Consider the following 16,824-nt stretch of genomic DNA (forward strand, 5'->3'; position numbering starts at 1 on the left):
GAACAGTAGCAGCGTTGCTCCTTATTTTAATGCAGGCAGGAATTGGACATTTCCAGAAAGACACGGCCGACACGAATGCAGCTTAGGGTGCTATTTGACCTAAAAAAACAATGAGTATATCTATTTTTATAGAATTTTAAGCATATTTTAATGCGTCCTATAAATATACTCATGTCTGTATATATAAACGCCGGATCTTCGCCCACACTGCCTGGGCCACAGGCCGGATCAGGATTTCAGCAAATCGCTGATCGATCCGCCATCGTGCATTCTGCGGATCGCTTCGGCGAATAGTGCCGTGCTGCACAGAACGGACAGCTTGGCCTTGACCGGCCCATTCCCCAGCCGGAACGACGGCACGGTATCGGTGACTGCGATCGATTCCAAGGCATCGTCGGCCAGAATGGCATCAGCGCCTCCCAGGAACAGGCCATGGGATGCGGCCGCATACACCTTGGCCGCTCCGAGCGCATGGCAGCCTCTTGCGGTGCGGGCGATTGTGGTTCCGGTGCTGATCAGGTCGTCGATGATGATCACGTATTTATCCTTCACCTCGCCGACGATCAGGTCCCCGCTGACGATGCCCTGGCTGCGATGCTTTTCCGCAAATGCGGCACCGACCGGTTTGCCCATTGCCTTGGCCAGGGACTGCCTGAAGCGCTCTGCTCGCTTGATGGCGCCGGCATCCGGTGCCATCACCACCGTTTCGCGCTCCTGCAGCAACGACGCAAAATGCCTGGCGAATAGCATGTTGGCTTCCAGATGCTCGGTTCGGCAACGAAATGCATTCTGAAATGCTGACAGGTTATGGACATCCAGCGTCACTATGCAATCGGTGCCCACCGCTTCGAATAGCGTCGCGACATAACGAGTGGTGACCGGGTCGCGCGGCTGCGTCTTCTGGTCCTTGCGCGCATAACCGAGATAGGGAACGATGGCGGTCACCCGCGCAGCTGCGGCATCCTTTAACGCGCCGACGAAGAAAAGCAGCCGGCACAACTTGTCGGCGACGCTCTGCCGGTGGTCGGCATGCAGCGATTCGATGACGAATACGTCCTTGCCGCGCACGCCGGCCAAGGGGCGCGTCTTGTGTTCGCCGTCCTCAAATTCCCTTTCTTCGTGCGGGCTCAGGCCGATGCCGAGATGGCGGCTTACCTGCTCGCCGAATGCACGACTGTCTTCCAGCGCAAACAGCATCAGTTCATTAGTCATAGTCAATTTCCTGATGGCCAGTCGGCGAAGGGGAACGGCAGTTCATCGCTGGCAAAGGTCAGGAAGCCGGCGATTTGCCGCAGGTAGCGCCCCAGGCCGCGGCCGAAGGCGAGCAGTCGCGCATTGGGGGCTTCATTTATCAACGCGAATATGAATTGCAGGCCGGCCACCACGAATAGCAGCGTTCCGGCCAATTGATAGATCAGTGCCATCAGCAGCATGAACGCGCCGCGGATCCAGATGTTGCGCTTGCGTGTAGTGATGGCTGGCAACTGATTCATGATATTAGCGCTCTGCCGGCCCAGTTTTTCCAGCCTGGTCCGCCATTCTCACGCGGCCTCCGACGTTAGATTGCATGGATTGCATTGACGGCACCATGTCCACGGGCATCTGCATGGGGAATCGTTAATTGCTCTGAAAAGCATATGCACGGATGGCCAATGAATTTTGATGCGCCTCAACAAAGGAATTACTTTCCTCGGTTAATGTGTATTCGGTATTCCAATCCATCTCTTGAGGCCATCTTGCAGCAAGCCTCATGCCGAATCCTGCAATGATCGGGCAGTCGCCGGATGAAACCAATTTCAGATATGGCCTTCTATTGCTGCGGCGTGCGGATGCAGGATGCCGCATCGGAACATCCGGTGTGCGGCGATGCGTATGCAAAATTGTTCATGGAAGACTATGGTCTGGGCATCTACGATAAGTTCAAAGAGGAAATATTTTCCAGCGCCAGCATCATTGTCAGGCACCGCATCATCGATGATGTTGTGCGTCGCATGCTGCGCGTGCATCCTGATTTGCGCATCGTGACGATAGGCGCCGGTTTCGATAGCCGCCCTTATCGATTGGCCGGGGGCAGATGGTTTGAGCTGGATGAGCCGCAGGTGATCGAGTATAAGAATGCGCGCCTGCCCATTTCCGCGTGCGCCAATCCGTTGCGCCGCGTTTCCATCGATTTTTGCGCGGATTCGCTGCAGGAGAAGCTCCTGCCTGTTCCCCGCGACGGGCCGATAGTGTTCGTTCTGGAAGGGGTCTTTATTTACCTGGATGAGAACGAAGTCAGGAAGTTGCTTGGCATATTCGATGATTTATTTCCCAAACATGAACTTATTTGCGATCTGGTAAATCGCCAGATGGTTGAAAACTACGGGCAGGAGCTGTATCAGCTTGCTGCCAGCATAGGCGCGTTTTTCAAGCCGGTCGATCATCCCGAATCGATATTCCTGGTCAGCGGTTATCGCGTTGAAAAGACGATTTCCGTCGTGGAGGCATCTGTGGACCTGGGTATGAACAAGATTCCCAAATTCATCCTGGATTATTTCTTTAACGGGGAAGTTAAAGGCAACTCGGTCTACCTGCTGGAAAGGCACGACCCCTATGACGATCTGACGATCTGAGTCTGGGTTCCTGATGCTAGCAGCGGGCTGGCGGGTTAGCGGGCGCCGTGCGGCGCCTTCAGGTATCGGCTGAACCACGCGGCGGCCTGGTGCGCGACCTGCTCCAGCGTTCCCGGCTCCTCGAACAGGTGGGTTGCGCCCGGGATGATCGAGAGTTCCTTGGTGCAGCGCAGGCAGGCGTAAGCCGCGCGGTTGAGGTCGATCACCACGTCGTCGAGGCCGCCCACCAGCAGCAAGGTTGGAGACTTTATCTGCTCCAGGGCAGCTTGCCCGGCCAAGTCCGGCCGTCCGCCGCGGGACACGACAGCACCGATTTCCTGGCCAGGGTGCGCGGCGGCCTGCAATGCGGCGGCGGCGCCGGTGCTGGCGCCAAAATAGCCGATGGCCAGGTTTTGTGTCGCATTTTCAGCCTGCACCCAGCGCGTGGCGGCGAGCAGGCGGCGGGTCAGCAACGGGATGTCGAAGCGGGTCTGGTAGTCCGCGTCTTCCTGCGGCGTGAGCAAATCCATCAACAGCGTTCCGACCCCGCCCTCCTGCAGCACCCGGGCGACGTAATTGTTGCGCGGGCTGTGGCGGCTGCTGCCGCTGCCGTGGGCGAACAGCACGATCCCCTGCGCTGCATCCGGCACTGTCAGCATGCCTTCGACATGGACCGAGTCGGCTGGAATGCGGACCAGTCGGGCAACGGCATCTGACATCACGACTCCCCTTTTCAGGCTGCGCTCCGGTTGATTGCAATCGGTATGCGCATCCTGCCGAACCGCCCTGCCCGCTCTGCAAAATGTCCTGCCACCGTAGCGCTGCAGTCCGGGCAGCGGCCGTCTTCTGTCAGCCGGTACTGTTCGATCTGGTACCAGTCGCGCACGATCAGCGGCGCATGGCAATCCGGGCAAAAGGTGGTGTCGCCCTCCTGATTGTGCACGTTGCCGGTATACACATAGCGCAACCCTTCCTGCAAGGCGATGTTTCGGGCGCGCACCAGCGTGGCCGGCGGCGTGGCGGGGATGTCCGCCATCCTGTAATCGGGATGGAAGGCAGAAAAATGCAGCGGTACATCGGTGCCCAATTCCTGCCTGATCCACTTGCTCATCGCGGCGAGTTCCCGATCGGAGTCGTTCTTGCCGGGAATCAGCAAGGTGGTGATCTCGAACCAGACATCGGTTTCGTGCCTCAGATAACGCAAGGTATCCAGCACCGGCTGCAGGTGCGCACCGGTGATTTTGGCGTAGAAATCGTCGGAAAACGCCTTCAGGTCGACGTTGGCCGCATCGATCTTGGCGTAGAAATCGCGCCTGGCCCGGTCGTGCATATAGCCGGCGGTCACTGCCACCGTCTTGATGCCGTGCGCATGGCAGGCATCGGCCACATCCATCGCGTACTCGGCAAAGATGACCGGATCGTTGTAGGTGAATGCCACGCTCCTGCAGTCGGACTGCAGCGCTGCGGCGGCAATCGCTTCCGGCGATGCCTGGTCCATCAGGCTGTCCATGTCGCGGGATTTACTGATGTCCCAGTTCTGGCAGAACTTGCATGCCAGATTGCAGCCGGCGGTGCCGAACGACAGCACGCTGCTGCCCGGATAAAAGTGGTTGAGCGGCTTCTTCTCGATCGGGTCGATGCAAAAGCCGGACGAGCGCCCGTAGGTGGTGAGGAGCATCCGATCGCCGTCGCGCATGCGCACGAAGCAGGCGCCGCGCTGCCCTTCGTGCAGCTTGCAGTCGCGCGGGCACAGGTCGCACTGCATGCGGCCGTCTTCGAGCAGGTGCCAGTAACGTGCTGGGTAGCTGGAATTTTCCATCATGTAGCCCCGTGTTTTATTACCCTATGCGTTTGCATCCAGAAAGCGCGATGCCGATCTCACCCGTTACCGGCGGTGTCGCAAGCCGGGCAGGCAACGTGGTTTTGCATGAAAAATATACTGGATAATGTATTTACATGATCGCAATATTTACATGCGTGAAAACATGTTTTTAAGCTATACCCCGCCTTATTTCATGTTGTGCAGATCTGCATGAAAATCCTTTTCGCTCCATTTGCGCACCGTATAGCGACTGATCCTGATCTGTTGCACCCAGAAATCCGGCGGCAATCCCGCCTTCTGCTTGAGTTGCGCGATGAATTCAGCGGCGACCGGCAACTGTTCCCATACCTGCGGCAAGAACGTGCTGCGGTACTGACCGAATTCCAGCATTACGCCGTCAACTCCCGGCTGCAATTGGGTCAAAACATCGGCTTCACAGGAGAAGTGCAGCGCCTGCATTGCTGATAGTAGAGACACTTCGATTTCGATATGGTTCAGCTCGCTTGCGGCCAAAGGCGGGAAGCGCGGATCGCGCAGGGCTGCAGCCTGGGCGTTGGCTTTCAGGTCTGCCAGCAGCGGGCGGTGCGCGGTGAGCGTGCCGATACAGCCGCGCAATTGCCGACTTTGCGTCAGCGTCACGAAGCATGCGCCCGGCTCCTGCAGCCAGGCGGCGTCTTCGTCCGCTGCCACAGTATTTCCCAGCGCGCTGGAAATCGCGCCACGGGCAATCGGCAGCAGTATTTGCCCGGGATTCTTGGCGGTTTCAGGCATCATCCATTTCCTCCAGGAAGGCAAGCGACGCATAGCCGACCACCCGATCCTTGTCGCCGGCGGTATCGCCGGAGTTGCATAGTTCGAGCAGTTCAGGCTGCAGGCGGTGGCGCTGCGCGGCCAGCAGCAAGCCGTTGACCGGAGTGCCGCCGCAGGCTTGCTCATGCGTCAGCGTGCTGTCGAGTTGCAAAATGCTGCGCACGGTTGCCCGATCGACTGCCTGCGCGCTGCGGTAAGGCAGGAAGTGGGACAGGTCGGAGCTGATCACGATCGCCGTTTCCGGCCCGCCCCATAGCGCTTCCAGCACCTGCGCCACTTCGGCCGGAGTGGCGTCGCCGACCGCCAGCGGCACCAGCGTGAAATCTTCCAGCACCGATTGCAGGAACGGCAATTGCACTTCCAGCGAATGCTCCAGTGCATGGGCGGCCGGGCTGACCGTGACTTGGCGCATGCCGGCAATCGATGCGACGGCCGCCGCATCGAGCGCAATCACGCCCAGCGGCGTGGCAAAGGCGTCAACACCGGGCAGCGCCAGCCCGCGCACCGGCACCCGGTGCACCGGCCCCAGCAATACCACGCGCCGGATTTGCGCGCGTCCGGCGGCCAGCCGCGCATAGGCGGCTGCGGCAGTCGGGCCGGAGTAGCGGTAGCCGGCATGCGGTACCACGATCGCCTTCGGGCAAACGGCGCCGACGGGCGGTTGGACCGCTTGCAGCATGGCTTCCAGATCGCTTGCCAACAGGTGTTTTTGCGCCGGGTAGAAAGCGCCGGCGACAGCGGGCGGACGGATCGTATGCACGGCAATCTCCGAATCGATGCAGGATTGTGGAAACGTGTGAACTACAGTACAAAAATGCGGGTGACGCCTGCATTTATCAAGCCCGGGCCGCGCTGATTCCTGCTGTCTGCAAGATGCTTTCGTCCTGTAAATCACGCCTGGGAAATCTGGACCAGCCGCCCTTCCAGCCGCGCCTTGTCCTGCATCAGCAGATGGTTTTCCAGCTGCAATGCCGCAGCGCGATTCTCCTGCTCCAGCAGGCGGGCCTGCAGTTGCGGCGCCTGATGCCGGAGTACGGCCAGTTCCGCGCCGGCCGCGCCCATCGCTTGCGACACCGCCTTCAGCTGCGCGCGCAATTCGGCACAGAGCAGCGACTGCGCGGCAATCTCCTGGCCAAGTTGCTGGCGCTCCGCCATTGCTGCCTGATGTGTTTGCCGCAAGGCGGTAAGGTCGGTTTCCAGACGAGCGTTGCGCGCGCCGGATTGCTCCAGCTGGGTTTCGCGCTGCGCCAGGGCTTTCTGCTGGCCGGCCAGATTGCGCCGCAATTCGCCCACCTCCTGCTCCAGCCGGTTGCAGCGCTGCTGCGCCTCCTCGCGCTCGCTGGCGCGCTGCGCGGCGGCCGCTTCCTGATAATGCTCGAACTGCGTGCGCGACTGGGCCAGCTGCCGGTTCAGGTTGTCGATTTCGCTTTGGCGGTCGGTCAGGCGCTGCAGCAATCCTGCACCCTGCTCCTGCGCCGTGGCGCATGCCAGTTGCAGTGCGTGCTGCGCGGTTTCCAGTTGTGCGCGGCGGGCTTTTTCCTGCGTCAAATCGGATTCCAGCGCAGCGCGCTTGCCGGCCAGCTCTGCTGTTGCCGCGTCCGCAGCTTCGACTTGCTGCCGGCATTCGGCGACAACGGCTTCGGCGGCAACTTGCGCGGCCCGCACCTGCTGCTGCGCATCCTGCTGCAAATGCATATGCAATCCTTTGACCACGTCCAGCAATTGCGCCGGAAGGCCAGCCTGCTGCACCTGCGCCTGTTCCTGGCGCGCGCTTTTCCAGCTTTTGAGCAGCGGCGCCAGCGTGCTTTTGCTGCCGGTGCCACCGAGCGCCGCGCGCACCGCATCGACCGTCGGATTCTTGCCTTCCGCTGCCAGAACTGCAGCAGCCTGCTCCACTTCGGCATAGGTAATTCCTGCACGCGCCATGAAAATCCTCCGGTTGAATTTAATAACGTATTACGTAATACGTAATACGTAATAATACGATAAAAATAGATTTATTGCTTTTAGAAATTTATGATTAATAAGTCACGATAATGTTTATTATCGTGACTTATGAAGCCAAGGCCGGCCCGGAAATGCGTAATGTTCGATACATCGGGAAAATGATAGATTGCGCAACCGGAAAAACCGCGCTCCGCAATCCCGATTCAAGTCGGTCCAGGAATCTGCATTCAGTCTTTCGGATGGCAAGAGCAACCCTCGCCCTCGGCCGCTTGCGCCAGATTGCGCATGATCCCGCACTCGCTGGCTTTCTGGTTGGCGTGGCAGGTATCGCGCAGCGTGTGCAATTGCCGCTCAAGTTGCCGCAGCGATTCGACCTGCAGGTGAATGCGCTCGATCTGCCCGTCGATCAACTGGTTGATCCTGTCGCAGGCCAGCTCGGGCTTGGCTTGAAAGCTGCGCAAGATGCGCACGTCCGGCAAGCCCATGCCGAGCGAGCGGCAGTGGCGGATGAAGTTAAGCTGCACCAGCTGCGCCTCGGAATACCGACGATAGCCGTTGGCTTCGCGCGCCGGCACGTCGATCAATCCTTCGCGCTCGTAAAAGCGCACCGTTTCCACGTCGCAATCGCTGCGTTGCGCCAGTTCACCGATTCTCATCGCATAGTCCTCCAAAAAAACGCTTGACCCTGTAGTAGCTACAGACTGTTTAATGATGACATTGTTCCCACCGATACGCAGCCATGAACCAGCGCAACAAGCCCGAATCTACGCTGCACCGCCATGCGTCGCAAAATGATGGATGCGGCGATGCCGGCCACGGCCATCGGCATGACCGGATCGATCCCTGTTGCAGCGCGACCGCGAACGCCGCCGCAGATGCCGCGCTGCCCACTCCAGCCCCGGCGCCGGTAGGCCTCGATCGGGTGCGTTACCGCATCGACAAGATGGACTGTCCGACCGAGGAACGGCTGATCCGCAACCGGCTGGAACCGATGCCGGGCATCGCACGGCTCGATTTCAACCTGCTGGAGCGGGAACTGACGGTGTACCACCGTCTGCACGATCCGCAGCCGATTGCCGCCGCGCTGGAGGCGCTGGATATGGCGCCCAGCCCGCTCGAAGCCGGCGCGCCGGCCGCGGCCGCTGCACCGGCCCTGAGCGCAAGACTGAAATGGCTGCTGGCGGTCAGCGGCCTGGCGGCAGCCGGCGCCGAAGCTCTTGCCTGGATCAGCGGCCAGGACGCTTCCTGGCCGGTGGTGACCCTGGCTGCGGTATCGATCCTCTGCACCGGCCTGCCGACGCTGAAGAAGGGCTGGATCGCGCTGCGGAACCTGACTCTTAACATCTATTTCCTGATGTCGCTGGCGGTTGCCGGCGCCGTCATCATCGGCAGGTGGCCGGAAGCGGCGATGGTGGTGTTTCTGTTCGCCCTCGCCGAGACGATCGAGGCGCTGTCCCTAGCGCGGGCGCGCCACGCTATCAGAGCGCTGACCGCGCTGGCGCCGGAAACCGCGGAAGTTCAGGTAGTCGATGGCTGGCAAGAACAAGCGGTTACCACGGTCGCCATCGGCAGCCGGATCCGGGTGCGCACCGGCGCGCGGGTGCCGCTCGATGCCGTTGTCGCATCCGGCAGCGCGGCGCTGGACCAGGCGCCGATCACCGGCGAGAGCCTGCCGGTGGACAAGCAGCTCGGCGACGCTCTGTACGCCGGCAGCATTGTCACCGATGGCGTGGTCGAAGCGACCGTCACCGCGACCGCCGGCGACAGCACCCTGGCACGCATCGCCGCCGCGATTCAGGACGCGCAAGCGCAACGGGCGCCAACCCAGCGCTTCGTCGACCGGTTCGCGCATTACTACACGCCCGCGGTGGTCGCGCTGGCCGTCCTGCTGGCTGCTCTCGGCCCGTTGCTGTCCGGCGGAGCGTGGGGCGATTGGCTGTATCAGGCACTGGTGCTGCTGGTCATCGCCTGCCCGTGCGCGCTGGTGGTATCGACTCCGGTTACGGTGGTCAGCGGGCTGGCGGCAGCCGCCGGGCACGGCATCCTGATCAAGGGCGGAGCCTACCTTGAAGGCGGCCGGCTGCTGCAAGCGGTGGCGCTGGACAAGACCGGTACCCTGACCCGCGGCACGCCGGTGCTGACCGATGCCGTTGCGTTAAGCGACGTGCCGCTGGATAACGCATTTCTGATCGCAGCCAGCCTGGATCAGCACAGCAGCCATCCGGTCGCGCAAGCGCTGGTCGGCGGCTGGCGCGCCCGCCAGCCGGATGCGGTAGCGCTAGCGGTGGAAGACTTCGGCGTATTCAACGGCCGCGGCGTCAAGGGCCGCATCGGGACGCAGCAGTGGCATCTGGGCAATCACCGCCTGGTCGAGGAGCTCGGCGTGTGCTCGCCGGCGCTGGAAGCGCAACTGGCCGTGCTGGAAAACGCCGGCAAGACTGCCATCGTGCTATGTGCGGCCAGCGGCCCGGTGGCGCTGTTTGCCGTGGCCGATACGGTCCGGCCGGAAAGCCGGGCCGCGGTGACGGCTCTGAAGGCACTGCACGTAATGCCGGTAATGCTGACCGGGGACAACCCGGCTACCGCGCGCGCGATTGCCGGCCAGCTCGGTATCGACGATGCGCGCGGCAACCTGATGCCGGAAGACAAGCAAGCGGCCATCGCGGAACTGCGGGGTCGGCATGGCACGGTCGGCATGGTCGGCGACGGCGTCAACGATGCGCCGGCGCTGGCGCGGGCCGACATCGGCTTTGCCATGGGCGCGGCCGGCACCGCCACCGCGCTGGAAACCGCCGACGTCGCCATCATGGACGACGATCCGCGCAAGATCGCCGATTTCATCGGCCTGAGCCGGCGTGCCGGAGCGATTCTGAAGCAGAACATCGGGCTGGCGCTCGGCATCAAGATTGTCTTCCTCGGCCTGGCATTGAGCGGCCACGCCACGCTCTGGATGGCCGTCTTTGCCGACATGGGAGCCAGCTTGCTGGTGGTCTTCAACGGCTTGCGCCTGCTTCGGCACTTTTCCTGGCAGGCTGCGACCGCCAGCCACATTTGACTGGCCGGTTGGTAGAATTCGACATATGAACATGCGAAAAAAAGCCGGCCAGCCCGGAGTGACGGCAGCGCTTGGCGCCGCCCTGCTGTTCGGCGCCGGCACGCCGTTTGCAAAATTGCTGCTGAGCAGCGTCAGCCCCGGGCTGCTGGCGGGCTTGCTCTACCTCGGCTCCGGCATTGGCCTTGCTCTGTATCGCCGCGTGAAGCGCAGCGCTGCAGTCAGGCTGCCGCGCGCCGAGCTGCCGTGGTTCGCCGGCGCGATTGTGGCCGGCGGCATCGTCGGGCCGGTGCTGCTGATGCTGGGCCTGACCGGCATGCCGGCGTCCGGCGCCTCGCTGCTGCTGAACGCCGAAAGCGTATTTACCGCGCTGCTGGCATGGTTCGCCTTCAAGGAGAATTTCGACCGCCGCATTGCAGTCGGCATGGCCGCGATCGTGGCCGGTGCAATCGTCCTGAGCTGGCCGGGCGAAGCCCGCTTCGCCGGCCTTTGGCCCGCGCTGGCCGTGCTGGGTGCGTGTTTCGCCTGGGGCATCGACAATAACCTGACGCAGAAGGTGTCGCTGGCCGACGCCAGCTGGATCGCCTGCGTCAAGGGACTGGTGGCCGGTGCGGTGAATCTGATTCTGGCCTTCGCATTGGGTGCAGTATGGCCGCCGCTGCCGCATCTGGCGGGCGCGCTGCTGATCGGCTTTCTTGCCTACGGCGTCAGCCTGGTGCTGTTTGTGGTCGGCCTGCGCCACCTCGGCACCGCCCGCACCGGCGCTTACTTCTCGGTCGCGCCGTTCTTCGGCGCGCTACTCGCCATCGCGATGGGGGAAACCCTGACCTTGCCGCTGCTGGTTGCCGCAGCGCTGATGCTGCTCGGAGTCTGGCTGCACCTGAGCGAGCGCCACGAGCACGAACACACGCACGAAGTGCTGGAGCACGCGCATGAGCACACCCACGACGCCCATCATCAGCATGCCCACGAGGCTCCGGTTGCGCCCGGCACCAGGCACAGCCATTGGCATCGGCACGAGGCGCTGACCCACAGCCATCCGCATTTCCCCGATGCCCACCATCGCCACCCGCACTGACTGCCGCCGATGCTGAAAATCATACTGCTGTTCATCGTCACGGCGCTGGCGGAAATCGTCGGCTGCTTCCTACCGTATGTCTGGCTGCGCAAGGCCGGCAGCGCCTGGCTGCTGCTGCCGGCTATCGCCAGCCTGGCCCTGTTCGTCTGGCTGCTCAGCCTGCACCCGGTCGCCAGCGGCCGGGTGTATGCGGCGTATGGCGGGGTGTACGTGGCAACCGCCCTGGTGTGGCTGCAGGTGGTGGACGGCGTGCGGCTGTCCGCCTTCGACTGGATCGGGGCCGGCATCGCGCTGCTGGGCATGGCGATCATCGTGGCTGGATGGCGCTCGTGAAACGTCTTTGAAAACACCCGTGATCTCGATAAAAATATGGGGTATCTGCATTTTCATGCCACTTTCCGCTTATTTTCATTGTGGAAGTGAAATATACCCAAGCGAGTACAATAATCGCTCCAAATCTTTGCCAAGGCCATCCAGCGCGCCTTTTTTCCGAATGATTTCACGCCATGACTGCTGATACCTCTCCCGCGCTGCCGCCTGTTCCCTGCCTGACAGCGGCCGGCGCGGTCCGGCGCAGCGACGGCACGCTGCTAACCGAATCGGAAGTGCAGGAAAGGCACCGGCAATTCCTCGCTGCGGCCACCGCCGACAATACCCGCCGTTCGTATCGTTCCGCGATCCGGCATTTTTATGCGTGGGGCGGCGTATTGCCGTGCGACACCGCGCTGGTGACGCGCTACCTGCTGAATTATGCCGCCAGCCTGAGCCCGGGCACGCTGGCATTGCGCCTGACTGCGCTGTCGCAATGGCACCGCTTCCAGGGCTTTGCCGATCCGACCGACCATCCGGAGCTGCGCCGGATGCTGCGCGGGATCGGGCGCACCCACGGCAAGCCGAAGAAAAAAGCGCGGGCACTGCCGCTGGAAGACCTGGAACGGATGGTCGCGGCGCTGTCGCAGCAGCCCGGCTTGGCGGCGCTGCGCAACAGCGCGCTGCTGCAACTGGCGTTCTTCGGCGCGTTCCGGCGCAGCGAAGTCGTCGGCCTGCAATTGCAGGACCTGGCCTGGGAGCCCGCCGGCCTGGCAATCACGCTGGTGCGCTCGAAGACCGATCAGCAAGGCCAGGGAATCACGTGCGCGATCCCGTATGGCGCGGCAAGCGGCATCTGCTGCCCGGCCACTGCGCTCAAACGCTGGCTGCAGGCGGCGGGAATCAGCGCCGGGCCGGTGTTCCGGCGCATCACGCGCTGGGACCGGATTGGCGACGAGGCGCTGTATGCCGGCAGCGTCAACGCGATCCTGGCGGCCTGCGCAGAGGCGATCGGGCTGCCGTATGCGCCGGAACTGAGCAGCCACAGCTTCCGGCGCGGGCTGGCTACCAGCGCGCATCGGGCCGGCGCCAATTTCATCGACATCAAGCGCCAGGGCGGCTGGCGCCATGACGGCACAGTGCAAGGCTATATCGAGGAAGCCGACCAGTTCCGGCACAATGCGGCCGGCAATCTGCTCAAACCTGAATCCTGAATCGTTTTTCCGTCTTTGTGCCAGCGCAATACCGGCGATTCCCGGTTGCCGATACTAAGGCCTGGAGCCCGCCCGCCTCGCTGCGGCAACGTGCCGCAATCTGTCACTTACCACAGGTGAATCATGGACAATGCACACGAAAAAAAAACTGCCGATTCTGCAGCCGGCGAAGCTGCGGCACAGCCTTCTGAGCCGGAAGAAACGCCATCTCAAGAGGAGGAAAATCCGCCGCTGACGTTGCCGCCGGACGCCATCATCGTCGTCCCAGTGCGCAACATGGTGCTGTTCCCCGGCCTGATCGTGCCGATCACCATCGGCCGCGAGCGCTCGATCGCCGCGGCGCGCGAAGCTGCCCGCAGCGAAGGCAAGCTCGGCATCATTCTGCAGCGCGATCCCGAGATCGCCGCCCCCGAACCGGATGACCTGCATCAGGTCGGCACCACCGCCAGCATCGTCCGCTACGTGACTTTGCAGGATGGCTCGCATCACATTGTGTGCCAGGGAGAGCAACGGTTCCGGGTGCTGGAATTTTTGGCCGGTTACCCATTCCACGTAGCCCGCATCGCACCGCTGGATGAGCCTGAGGCGGAAGCAGAGAGCGCCGAAATCGAGGCGCGCATGCTGCAGCTGAAAGCGCGTACCGGCGAAATCCTGCGATTGCTGCCGCAGGCGCCGGCCGAGCTGACTTCGATGGCAATGAATATCCGCTCGCCGGGGATGCTGGCCGATTTCATTGCCGGCCTGATGGATTTGCTGCCTGAAGAGAAACAGGATGTGCTGGAAACCTTCGACCTGCAGGCCCGGCTGGACAGGGTGCTGCAGTTGCTGGTGCGCCGTATCGACGTGCTGCGCATCAGCCATGACATCGACGAGCAGACCAAAAAGCGGCTGGAAGAGCGGCAACGCGAAGGCTTGCTGCGCGAACAACTGAAAACAATCCAGAAACAATTGGGCGAAGAAGACAGTAGCGCGGCAGAAACCGCCGGCCTGCTGGAAGCGATCACCAAGGCAAAAATGCCGGAAGAGGTCAATACACACGCCCGAAAGGAGTTGCGGCGACTGGAGCGCATGTCCGAAGCGGCGGGGGAATATTCGATGCTGCGCAGTTATCTGGAATGGCTGACCGAACTGCCGTGGTCGGTGGCCAGCGACGACCGCATCGACATTGCCGAAGCACGCAAGATACTGGACGACGAGCACTACGGCCTGCAGAAGATCAAGCGCCGCATCCTCGAACATCTGGCGGTGCGCAAGCTCAATCCGCAAGGCAAGAGCCCGATCCTGTGCTTCGTCGGCCCGCCCGGCGTCGGCAAGACCTCACTCGGGCAAAGCATCGCCCGCGCCACCGGCCGCAAGTTCGTGCGGATCAGCTTGGGCGGCGTGCACGACGAAGCCGAGATCCGCGGCCACCGCCGCACCTATATCGGCGCCCTGCCCGGCAACATCATCCAGGCGATCCGCAAGGCCGGCACGAATAACTGCGTGATGATGCTCGATGAAGTCGACAAGCTCGGCACCGGCGTGCATGGCGATCCGTCGTCGGCTTTGCTGGAAGTGCTGGACCCGGAACAGAACGGCACGTTCCGCGACAACTATCTTGCAGTGCCGTTCGATCTGTCGCGGGTGATGTTTATCTGCACCGCCAACATGCTCGATACTATTCCCGGCCCGCTGCGCGACCGCATGGAAGTGATCCACCTGCCCGGCTACACCGAGCAGGAAAAAGCACAAATTGCAGAGCGCTATCTGATTCAGCGCCAGCTGGAAGCCAACGGCCTGCAGCCGCAGCAGTGCGAAATCACCGCCGAAGCGATTCACGCCATCATCGGCGACTACACGCGTGAAGCCGGCGTGCGCAATCTGGAGCGCGAAATCGGCAATACTTTCCGCCATGTCGCAATGCGCATTGCCGAAGGCACCGCAGACCACGTGCGCATCGACGCCGCCGATTTGCACGGCATTCTCGGCGCCGCCAGATACGAAGGCGAACTGGCCATGCGCGCCAGCGTCCCCGGCGTGGCGACCGGACTGGCCTGGACTCCGGTCGGCGGCGACATCCTGTTCATCGAAGCCAGCCGCGCACCCGGGCACGGCAAACTGATCCTGACCGGCCAGCTCGGCGAAGTGATGAAGGAAAGTGCGCAAGCGGCGCTGACTCTTCTCAAATCGCGCTCTGCCGAATTGCAGGTCGACCCCGATCTGTTTGACAAAACAGACATTCACATCCACGTGCCGGCCGGCGCCATCCCCAAGGACGGGCCCAGCGCCGGGGTAGCGATGTTCATTGCGCTGGCGTCCTTGGCCACCAACCGGGCGGTCCAGAGCGACCATGCAATGACCGGGGAAATCAGCCTGCGCGGTCTGGTGCTGCCGGTCGGCGGCGTCAAGGAAAAAGTGCTGGCCGCACTGCGGGCCGGCATTACAACCGTCCTGCTGCCGCTGCGCAACCAGAAGGATCTGGAGGAAATTCCGCAGGACGCGCAGGCGCGGCTGAAGTTCGTCTGGCTGGAAACCGTCGATGACGCGGTGCGCGCGGCATTAGGCCCCATAGATACGGAGGTACTTCCCAACTGAAGCGTCTGTCGGCAAGACGCACAGCGCAAGCGGCGGCTGCCGCGAATTATTGCTTTTCGTTATACGGTTTCGATTACCATCCACCTGGTTGAATATCAGGATGCAGTGCATGTTATCGATGAAGATTGAAACTGAAAAGACCGCAGCTGTCAGCGCCTGGGCGGTTTTTGTCGCCTTCCTGCGGCTCGGGCTGACTTCGTTCGGCGGCCCGATTGCGCACCTCGGGTACTTTCGCGACGAGTTCGTCACGCGGCGGCGCTGGCTGAGCGAGCACAGTTACGCCGATCTGGTTGCCCTGTGCCAATTCCTGCCCGGCCCCGCCAGCAGCCAGGTCGGCATGGCGATTGGACTGACCCGGGCCGGATTTGCCGGCGCGCTGGCGGCTTGGGCCGGCTTTACCCTGCCCTCGGCGCTGGCATTGATTCTGTTCGCGCAGGGCCTGGCAAGCTGGGGCGATGCGGTGCCGGCAGGCCTGCTGCATGGCCTGAAGGTGGTTGCTGTTGCGGTGGTAGCGCAAGCGGTGTGGGGCATGGCGCGCAGTCTTTGCACCGATACCGCGCGCATCACGATTGCCGCGGGCGCCGCCTGCACCGCCCTGCTGTGGCCGACGGCTTGGGGGCAGATCGGCGTGATCGCCGCTGCCGCTGTGCTGGGCCTGCTCCTGTTCAAGCCGCTGCCGGTCGGCAACCATGAGCCGCTGCCGATTTTAATCGGGCGGCGCACCGCGGTCATGCTGCTTGGGCTGTTTTTCGCGCTGCTGCTGGGTTTGCCGGTCTGGGTGCAAGTCTGGCCGAATCAGGCGCTGGCGCTGGTCGATGCCTTTTACCGGGCCGGCGCGCTGGTGTTCGGCGGCGGCCATGTGGTGCTGCCATTATTGCAAGCCGAGGTGGTGCCGAACGGCTGGGTCTCGAACCAGACCTTTTTGGCCGGATACGGCGCAGCGCAAGCGGTTCCCGGCCCGCTGTTTACCTTTGCGGCATTTCTCGGCGCGGCTATGAACGGCGCGCCCAGCGGCGTGGCGGGCGGCCTGCTTTGCCTGCTTGCCATCTTCGCGCCATCGTTCCTGCTGGTGGCCGGCGTGTTGCCGTTCTGGGAGCAATTGCGTCGCCATGTCCGCACCCGGGCCGCACTTGCCGCAGTCAATGCAGCCGTGGTCGGCTTGCTGCTGGCGGCATTCTACAACCCGGTCTGGACCAATGCGGTGCAGGCGCCGGGCGACTTCGGCTTGGCGCTGATCGGGCTGGTCGCACTGATGTTCTGGAAACTGCCGCCCTGGCTGGTCGTCCTTGGGTGCGGCATGGCCGGCTGGCTGTTGAGTGCGGTGCTTTGACGCGAAGCGCGGCAAGGTGTCGATCCGGATCATTTAACATACTAGGCAATGTATTTTAAAATCCGCATTAAAATAAAGCGGTAAATGTATGTTTTAT

Annotated in this window: 15 protein-coding genes; 7 read left to right on the forward strand and 8 right to left on the reverse strand. The window is 62.4% G+C overall.

From position 1 onward, the window contains the following. Positions 1-228: 228 nt before the first annotated feature. Both HMCN_RS0113765 and HMCN_RS0113770 read right to left on the reverse strand, forming a co-directional pair. Positions 229-1,212, reverse strand: coding sequence for a ribose-phosphate pyrophosphokinase (locus HMCN_RS0113765; RefSeq protein ID WP_025917931.1), 984 nt, complete (start codon positions 1,210-1,212; stop codon positions 229-231). Between the two features lie 2 nt (positions 1,213-1,214). Further along, complete coding sequence (locus HMCN_RS0113770) at positions 1,215-1,493, reverse strand: DUF4389 domain-containing protein (protein WP_025917932.1); 279 nt, start codon at positions 1,491-1,493, stop codon at positions 1,215-1,217. A gap of 291 nt (positions 1,494-1,784) precedes the next feature. On the opposite strand from HMCN_RS0113770, the gene HMCN_RS0113775 reads away from it, so the two are divergent. Beyond that, complete coding sequence (locus HMCN_RS0113775) at positions 1,785-2,612, forward strand: class I SAM-dependent methyltransferase (RefSeq protein WP_081801518.1); 828 nt, start codon at positions 1,785-1,787, stop codon at positions 2,610-2,612. A 35-nt stretch (positions 2,613-2,647) separates the two neighbouring features. Here HMCN_RS0113775 and HMCN_RS0113780 read toward each other — a convergent pair whose 3' ends face one another. The 6 genes from HMCN_RS0113780 to HMCN_RS0113805 form a co-directional block, all read right to left on the reverse strand. Next, complete coding sequence (locus HMCN_RS0113780; RefSeq protein ID WP_025917934.1) at positions 2,648-3,310, reverse strand: dienelactone hydrolase family protein; 663 nt, start codon at positions 3,308-3,310, stop codon at positions 2,648-2,650. Positions 3,311-3,324: 14 nt separating this feature from the next. Further along, positions 3,325-4,413, reverse strand: a complete 1,089-nt coding sequence (amrS, locus tag HMCN_RS0113785; RefSeq protein WP_025917935.1) for an AmmeMemoRadiSam system radical SAM enzyme — start codon at positions 4,411-4,413, stop codon at positions 3,325-3,327. Positions 4,414-4,599: 186 nt separating this feature from the next. Further along, positions 4,600-5,187, reverse strand: coding sequence for an AmmeMemoRadiSam system protein A (amrA, locus tag HMCN_RS0113790; protein ID WP_081801519.1), 588 nt, complete (start codon positions 5,185-5,187; stop codon positions 4,600-4,602). Then, positions 5,177-5,983 carry an AmmeMemoRadiSam system protein B gene (amrB, locus tag HMCN_RS19420; protein ID WP_155837580.1) on the reverse strand — a complete coding sequence of 269 codons (807 nt, stop codon included), beginning with the start codon at positions 5,981-5,983 and terminating at the stop codon, positions 5,177-5,179. The genes amrA and amrB overlap by 11 nt, the downstream gene beginning before the upstream one ends. 131 nt (positions 5,984-6,114) lie before the next feature. Continuing rightward, a complete protein-coding gene (locus HMCN_RS0113800) occupies positions 6,115-7,149 on the reverse strand; it encodes a DNA-binding protein (RefSeq protein WP_025917938.1) in 1,035 nt (344 codons plus the stop codon). Positions 7,150-7,397: 248 nt separating this feature from the next. Continuing rightward, on the reverse strand, positions 7,398-7,826 hold the full coding sequence (locus HMCN_RS0113805; RefSeq protein WP_025917939.1) for a Cd(II)/Pb(II)-responsive transcriptional regulator: 429 nt from the start codon (positions 7,824-7,826) through the stop codon (positions 7,398-7,400). An 83-nt stretch (positions 7,827-7,909) separates the two neighbouring features. On the opposite strand from HMCN_RS0113805, the gene HMCN_RS0113810 reads away from it, so the two are divergent. The 6 genes from HMCN_RS0113810 (at position 7,910) to chrA (ending at position 16,727) form a co-directional block, all read left to right on the forward strand. After that, positions 7,910-10,225, forward strand: a complete 2,316-nt coding sequence (locus tag HMCN_RS0113810; protein WP_025917940.1) for a heavy metal translocating P-type ATPase — start codon at positions 7,910-7,912, stop codon at positions 10,223-10,225. Between the two features lie 31 nt (positions 10,226-10,256). Then, on the forward strand, positions 10,257-11,300 hold the full coding sequence (locus tag HMCN_RS0113815; RefSeq protein ID WP_369792154.1) for an EamA family transporter: 1,044 nt from the start codon (positions 10,257-10,259) through the stop codon (positions 11,298-11,300). A gap of 9 nt (positions 11,301-11,309) precedes the next feature. Further along, entirely contained in the window at positions 11,310-11,633 is a 324-nt protein-coding gene (locus HMCN_RS0113820; protein ID WP_025917942.1) for a YnfA family protein, read from the forward strand. A 173-nt stretch (positions 11,634-11,806) separates the two neighbouring features. Then, positions 11,807-12,823 carry a tyrosine-type recombinase/integrase gene (locus tag HMCN_RS0113825; RefSeq protein WP_081801520.1) on the forward strand — a complete coding sequence of 339 codons (1,017 nt, stop codon included), beginning with the start codon at positions 11,807-11,809 and terminating at the stop codon, positions 12,821-12,823. A gap of 123 nt (positions 12,824-12,946) precedes the next feature. Continuing rightward, the gene (gene lon, locus HMCN_RS0113830; protein WP_025917944.1) at positions 12,947-15,397 is read left to right on the forward strand and encodes an endopeptidase La; all 2,451 of its coding nucleotides are present in this window, start codon (positions 12,947-12,949) and stop codon (positions 15,395-15,397) included. Positions 15,398-15,515: 118 nt separating this feature from the next. After that, a complete protein-coding gene (chrA, locus tag HMCN_RS0113835; RefSeq protein WP_035627212.1) occupies positions 15,516-16,727 on the forward strand; it encodes a chromate efflux transporter in 1,212 nt (403 codons plus the stop codon). Positions 16,728-16,824 lie beyond the last annotated feature (97 nt).

The organism is Herminiimonas sp. CN (genome assembly GCF_000622895.1).
Classification (GTDB): Bacteria; Pseudomonadota; Gammaproteobacteria; order Burkholderiales; family Burkholderiaceae_D; genus AVCC01.